Origin of the sequence: Gordonia alkanivorans NBRC 16433, assembly GCF_000225505.1 — a bacterium.
Classification (GTDB): Bacteria; Actinomycetota; Actinomycetes; order Mycobacteriales; family Mycobacteriaceae; genus Gordonia; species Gordonia alkanivorans.
The window spans coordinates 69,044-75,101 of the sequence record NZ_BACI01000110.1; the positions used below are offsets into that span (position 1 = coordinate 69,044).

General features: G+C 67.3%; 7 protein-coding genes. 5 read left to right on the top strand and 2 right to left on the bottom strand.

The genetic code is table 11. From position 1 onward, the window contains the following. The first annotated feature begins 15 nt into the window (after positions 1-15). Positions 16-615 (top strand): TetR/AcrR family transcriptional regulator, encoded by a 600-nt coding sequence (locus tag GOALK_RS20060; protein WP_006360670.1) that lies wholly within the window; start codon positions 16-18, stop codon positions 613-615. Positions 616-633: 18 nt separating this feature from the next. Here GOALK_RS20060 and GOALK_RS20065 read toward each other — a convergent pair whose 3' ends face one another. Next, the gene (locus tag GOALK_RS20065; RefSeq protein ID WP_006360672.1) at positions 634-882 is read right to left on the bottom strand and encodes a DUF2530 domain-containing protein; all 249 of its coding nucleotides are present in this window, start codon (positions 880-882) and stop codon (positions 634-636) included. Positions 883-906: 24 nt separating this feature from the next. Here GOALK_RS20065 and GOALK_RS20070 point away from each other — a divergent pair, with 24 nt between their 5' ends. Next, entirely contained in the window at positions 907-2,493 is a 1,587-nt protein-coding gene (locus GOALK_RS20070; protein ID WP_006360673.1) for an NCS2 family permease, read from the top strand. A gap of 97 nt (positions 2,494-2,590) precedes the next feature. Then, positions 2,591-3,055, top strand: a complete 465-nt coding sequence (locus GOALK_RS20075; protein ID WP_006360674.1) for a MarR family winged helix-turn-helix transcriptional regulator — start codon at positions 2,591-2,593, stop codon at positions 3,053-3,055. Positions 3,056-3,156: 101 nt separating this feature from the next. On the opposite strand, the gene GOALK_RS20080 is transcribed toward GOALK_RS20075, so the two are convergent. Next, entirely contained in the window at positions 3,157-4,407 is a 1,251-nt protein-coding gene (locus GOALK_RS20080; protein WP_006360675.1) for a GNAT family N-acetyltransferase, read from the bottom strand. A gap of 96 nt (positions 4,408-4,503) precedes the next feature. Here GOALK_RS20080 and GOALK_RS20085 point away from each other — a divergent pair, with 96 nt between their 5' ends. Both GOALK_RS20085 and GOALK_RS20090 read left to right on the top strand, forming a co-directional pair. Further along, a complete protein-coding gene (locus GOALK_RS20085; protein WP_006360676.1) occupies positions 4,504-5,358 on the top strand; it encodes a TrmH family RNA methyltransferase in 855 nt (284 codons plus the stop codon). Next, entirely contained in the window at positions 5,355-5,654 is a 300-nt protein-coding gene (locus tag GOALK_RS20090; protein ID WP_006360677.1) for a DUF2537 domain-containing protein, read from the top strand. Before GOALK_RS20085 ends, GOALK_RS20090 begins: the two co-directional genes overlap by 4 nt. Positions 5,655-6,058 lie beyond the last annotated feature (404 nt).

Here is a 6,058-nt window from a genome sequence, read left to right on the forward strand (position 1 = left end):
TGCAATGATGGCGGTGTGAAGACGCCGAGCGCGTCCCGGGCCGAGCGGACGGGGCAGAAGATCCTCGATGCGGCGATGTCGTCGTTGCTCGCGAAGGGGCTCAAGCGGACCTCGATCGAGGCGATCGCCGCGCTGGCCGGCGTGTCCCACATGACCGTCTACCGCCGCTGGCCGCACAAGGAGGATCTGTTCTCCGACCTGCTCTCGCGTGAGGCCGACCAGCTGTTCGCGCACGTCGACCGGGAGCTCGCGGGAACAGGCGATCCGCAGGCGCGGCTCATCGAGGGGTTCGCGGCGATCTTCTGGTCGTTCTACGACCACCCGCTACTGGCCCGCGAGTACGCCGCCGACCCGGCGACGACGCTGCGGGTGCTGACGGTGTCGTCGGCGCCGGTCTTCGATCGTGCCGTCGACTATCTGGCCGCCCGGGTGGCTGGTCTGATGACCGACGCCCCGATGGGTGACGACGAGGCGCGGCGGGTCGCCGAGGTCATGGTTCGCATCACACATTCGCTGCTGCTGACCACGCTCGAGACACGTCCGTTCACGACCCGCGACGAGGTGGCCGCGTGGGGACGCGAACACGTCGGGTGGATTCTCTTCTCGGCGGAGTGACGCTTTCGCCGGCCCGTTCTAGTCCAGGCCCTCCTGCGCGCCGCGGGCGCCTCGGCGGACGCCGGCCCGCTGGACCAGCACGATCGTGGTGCCGAGAAGGCCGACGCCGAGCCCGACGAGACAGATCCGGAGTGCGTTGCCGCCGCCCACATCGTTGACCGCGACGACCACCGTCGCCACCAGCCAGGCCACCATCCCGACCACGATCACCGGCTCGGGAGCACGCAGCACGCGCGGTAGTTCGGGGACGTCGACTGTATCGGCCATGAGACAAAGGGTAGCTTTCCACAGGTGCCCAAAGATGTCCCGAGTGAGGCCCGCGACCTGACACCCGCCGACACCTCGACCGCGGAGGCGACCGAAGCGGCCGACGCAGGTGTTGCCGGCCCGGCAACGGTCGACACCGGCCCCGCGACCACCGCAGGCCCTGCGTCCACGACGCCCAACGGTCGACTCGACCGTTTTTTCAAGATCTCCGAGCGCGGATCGACGATCAACCGCGAGTTCCGCGGCGGCCTGGTCACGTTCTTCACGATGGCCTACATCGTGGTGCTCAACCCGATCATCATCGGCGGCATCCCCGGCGGCGACAAGAACGCCGACGTGCTCGGCAACGTGCTGCCGCTGGCGCAGGTCGCCGCGGTCACCGCACTGGTCGCGGGCGTGATGTCGATCCTGTTCGGTCTCGTCGCCAACTATCCGTTCGCGATCGCCGCCGGTCTCGGGATCAACAGTCTTCTCGCAGTCTCGATCGCGCCCGAGGTGACGTGGCCGGAGGCGATGGGTCTCGTCGTGGTCGACGGCATCATCATCGTGCTGCTGGCGGTGACGGGATTCCGCACGGCGGTGTTCAACGCGGTGCCGACCGAGCTCAAGGCGGCCATCGCCGCCGGCATCGGCGCGTTCATCGCGTTCATCGGCTTCGTCGACGCCGGCTTCGTCAAACGCATCCCGGACGCCGCAGGAACCACGGTTCCGGTCCAGCTGGGCAGCGACAACTCGATCGCCACCATCCCGACGCTGATCTTCGCCCTCGGCGTCCTGATCATGGGTGTCCTGGTGGTACGGAAGGTCCCGGGCGGTCTGCTGATCGGGATCGCGATCACCACCGTCCTGTCGGTCGTGCTCGAGCGCATCTTCGACTACGGCTCCAGCATGGACAACCCGTCGGGCTGGGGCCTCACCGTGCCCGACATCCCCACCGCGCTGGGCGGATTGCCCGACCTCAGCCTCGTCGGAGATGTCGACCTGTTCGGCGCGTTCACCCGCATCGGTGTGCTGGCCGCGTCGGTGTTCGTGTTCGCTCTCGTCCTGTCCAACTTCTTCGATGCGATGGGGACGATGACCGGCCTCGGCAAGGAGGCCGGGCTGGCCGACGAGAAGGGCAACCTCCCCGGCATCGGCCGTGCGCTGGTGGTCGAGGGGACCGGCGCCATCGCCGGCGGTGCCGCGTCGGCGTCGTCGAACACGGTCTTCGTCGAATCGGCCTCGGGTATCGCCGAGGGCGCGCGGACGGGTCTGGCGAACGTCGTCACCGGCGTGCTGTTCCTGGTCGCCATGTTCCTGACCCCGATCTACGAGGTGATCCCGCTCGAGGCGATCGCACCGGCTCTCGTGGTGGTGGGTGCGATGATGATCGGGCAGTTGACGGCAGTCGACTTCCGTCGTTTCGACTTCGCGCTGCCGGCCTTCCTGACCGTGGTGACGATGCCCTTCACGTACTCCATCGCGAACGGAATCGGTATCGGCTTCATCAGCTGGGTCGTGATGGCCACCGCCTCCGGCAAGGCACGCTCGGTCCATCCGCTGCTGTGGCTGGTGGCCGCGGTCTTCGTCGCCTACTTCGCTCGTGGACCGATCTCCGACCTCATCAGCTAACGCCTGCAGTCAAAATTTGCGACCGGTTTGTCATCCACCCGGGTCAATTTGCTTTGCTTAGGGATCTGGGCGTCGATACCTGCCCTACTCTGGGGTAATGCATTCACCGTATGGTGACGGAAGTCTATCCGGCGACCTGTCGCTCGCCGTTGTACGTCTCGCGCGACGCCTGAGGGGGCGGCGCGAGAACAAGCTGGTCTCACTGACGCAGCTCTCCGCCCTCTACACGTTGCACCACGAAGGTCCGATGACCCCTGGTGCTCTCGCCGCGGCTGAGAGGGTGCGCCCCCCGTCGATGACGAGGGTGATCGCGTCGCTGTCGGATCTGGGCATGATCAAGCGCGAACCTCATCCGACCGACGGGCGTCAGGCCATCGTGACCCTCTCGCAGGACGGGGTGGAGGTCATCAAGGAAGAGCTGGCGGCCCGCGAGAATTGGCTGAGCGACCGGCTGCGCGAACTGTCGCCGGACGAACGGGACGCCCTGCGCGAGGGCGTGATCATCTTCAACAAGATCCTCGGTAAGCCGGACACCGACGTGCAGCACACCCGGGCGGTCTGACGCGGTCGTTCCCCGCCCCGGAATGAGTCCCGGAGCTTGCGGAGGGACGTTTCTTTGCTCCCTGAGGAGTCCCGGAGCTTGCGGAGGGACGTCTCGAAGGGTCAGAAGAACGTGCCGGAGTACGGTGCGCGATCGGTGGTGAAGGCCTGGTCCAGAGCTCGAAGCGTTGTCGGGGAGTCGACGCTGAGCCGGCCGGCCGCCGCGAAGGCCGACGGTCGTGTGCCGCCGAGATAGATGCTCGACAGTACCGAGGTGTCCATCTTCACTGTGGGCGTTGCGGTTTCGGCCGCCGGCGCGACGATCGCGTCGCCGCCGCGCGCGGACATCGTGAAAACCCCTCCGTGACCACGGAACTCGTCGGTGACCTCGACGACGGCATCGAGGTCGGCGGCGTACTTCCGTGATCCCAACGCGGCCGGGATGTCGAGGATGCGTAGCCACATCTCGTCGCGCAGGCCGGTGATCGACACATCTCGCGCGTTGATCAGCTTGTGGCGCAACGGGTCGTCGACCGGGATGGTCGCGGTCAGTGACGGGATCAGGTCGAGGTTGGTCAGCACCCGCCACAGGTCGGAGTGGGCGTCGTCGGTGACGGCGAAGACCTCGTTCACCTCGCCCCGCACGCCGCCGTTCTCGTTCTTGTAGATGCGGTAACTGGCGTAGCCGTCGTCGTGCAGCAGGTAATGCAGTCCGCTCGCGGGCAGCGGACGCTCCGACGGCCGGTCGGCGAGGATCGGCGCCCACCAGGCGGGGGTGCGGGTGAGCGCACCGGGAGTGGTGAGCGTCCAGCGTGCGTGGAGATCGGGGACGGCCGCGGCGACCTCGGCGGCGTCCGCGAACCGCACGGTCGCGTCCTTCGGCTGGTCGCCGCGGAGCGGAGCCTGGCCGGGCGTGATCGACACGGTGTTGGAGAAGCAGGCCGGACCGAACCCGAAGCGCTCGTAGATGGTGCCCTCGCTCGCGGTCAGGATCGCGAACGTGTAGTTCTCGGCCTCCCACTGCTCGAAGAGCTCGGTCAGCATCGTGCGCAGAATTCCACGACGACGATGCGTCGATGCCACGGAGACCCACGACAGGCCGACGGTGTCGGCGACACCCGCGCCCGGCAGCGACATCGACATCCGGTAGAACATCGACACCCCGACAAGGGGCTTCGACGGCAGGCCGGTGTCGCGTACCAGGACGATGTCGTCGTCGGCGACCTTGCCGCGAAGGTCGGCGCGTTCGTCGTCGGGCAGCGGATTGCGCATCGCGAATGCGCGGGCATCCGTGGTGATGATGTCGTCCCAGTCGGCGTCGGTGGCGCGCTTGAGGGACAGACGTGACTGAGGTGTCGAGCCGCTGTTGGTCACGACTTCAACGTTTTCACATCACTGCGACTCGGGCACTCATTGGGTTCTGTACCGGGTGTCGCAGGTCACGGCGGTGGCGGGTGGCACACTGTTGCGGTGCCCGGGCTCGCAGTGGAAGTGATCGACATCGACGACCCGCAGGATCCCCGGGTCGAGGACTTTCGGGACCTCAACTCGGTGGACCGTCGACCCGACCTTCCGGTTCTGCCCGGCGGCCGGCCGGGACGCGGCCTGGTGATCGCGGAGGGCGTGCTCGTCGCGCAGCGCATGATCGCCTCGCGGTTCTCCGCCCACGCCTTCCTCGGCGTCGACAAACGCCTCGAGGAACTCGACGACGATCTGCGCGACCCGTCGCTGTCGGGAGTCCCGTTCTTCCGGGCGTCGGCCGAGGTGATGGCCGAGATCGTCGGTTTCCACCTCAACCGCGGCGTGCTCGCCGTCGCGCGACGCCCCGAGGTGTTGTCGGTGCCCGACATCCTGGAGACCGCGCGCACCGTCGCGATCCTCGAAGGCGTCAACGACCACGAGAACATCGGCTCGATCTTCCGCAACGCCGCCGGCCTCGGTGTGGATGCCGTCCTGTTCGGTCAGGGCTGCGCCGACCCGCTGTACCGGCGCTGCGTGCGCGTCTCGATGGGTCACGCGCTGCTGGTGCCCTTCGCGAAGTTCGACGAGTGGCCGCGCGGACTCGACGAACTGCGTTCGCGCGACTTCCGTCTCGTCTCGATGACCCCCGATCCCGACGCCGTCACGCTCGCCGAGGCGGTCGATGCCGAGAAGGTCGGTTTCCTCGTGGGCGCCGAGGGGCCAGGGCTCACCGCGTCGGCGATGGCGGCGACGGACGTGAAGGCCCGCATCCCGATGAGTCGCGGAACCGATTCGCTCAACGTCGCGACAGCCGCGGCCGTTGCGTTCTACGAACGCGTCCGGTCGGGCACGATGGGGGAGTGAACACCCCCGAACCGTTCGATCGGGCCGCGGAGCCCACGCCCTGGGCGCTCGGGATCATCGTGTCCGCGGTGTGTGCGCTCTTCGGTGCCTTCGTGCTCGTCGGGATCTACGAACTCATCGGCGGCATCCTCGAGTTCCTCGGCATCGCGGCGGTGCTGATCGTCGCCGGCGGCCTCGGCTGGACCCTCTGGGAGTTCCGCTACCGCCAGGTGTGGCGCTGGATCGTGTGGGGCCTGCTCATCGGCTTCCTCGCCGGGATCACATCGTCGGTCGCGTTGCTGATCATGGGGCGCTGACCGGTTCTGCTCCGTGAGTAGCGAGCTTGCGAGCGTCGTTCTGCTCCCTGAGTAGCGAGCTTGCGAGCGTCGTTCTGCTCCCTGAGTGGCGAGCTTGCGAGCGTATCGAAGGGACGGCAGCACCACGCCGCCCATTACCAGACGCCACCGACAATCCCCGCGATCGATCGATGTTCGATACGCGTTGCGCGGCAATGGGATTGCGAGTACAGTCGAACATACATTCGAACACGGCATCGGGGGGTGACCGTCTTGACCGAAATCTCGCAGACCGACGTCGGGCCGTCGACCCGCCCCTCCGAGCTCGTGCAGGAACTGCACCGGATCACCACCGAACTCCAGGCCGTCGATCTGACGCAGTGCTCCGATGCCGAACTCATCGACGTCGCCGCCGGAACCGAACG